Source organism: Pontimicrobium sp. MEBiC06410 (genome assembly GCF_053601615.1).
In genome coordinates, this window is sequence record NZ_JBSHNT010000010.1 from 1 (window position 1) to 302 (window position 302).

General features: G+C 46.0%; 1 pseudogene. It reads left to right on the forward strand.

What is annotated here, in order from left to right:
* Positions 1 to 302: pseudogene (locus ACVC08_RS00085) on the forward strand (hypothetical protein); the annotation flags it as partial.

Below are 302 nucleotides of genomic sequence, written 5' to 3' on the forward strand. Positions count from 1 at the left end.
AATGGTACAGAAGTCATTAACACGCCAGCAATAGACACGGGCTTAACTGTGGCCGATGGCTATACCTTTACCTGGTACTTAGAAGGCGTAGAACAACCACAATACGCAAACCAATCAAGTATTACCCCAACAGAAGGCGGAAACTACTCGGTAGTGGTTACCAGTGCCTTAGGCTGTTCTACCATAGTAGGCGACCCAAATACAGTAACCTTTGTAGAAGTAAGTGAGCCACCAGTGGTTACCGCAGAGATTACCACATTAGCCTTTGCAGACCAACATGATATTACAGTAACCGCGACAAC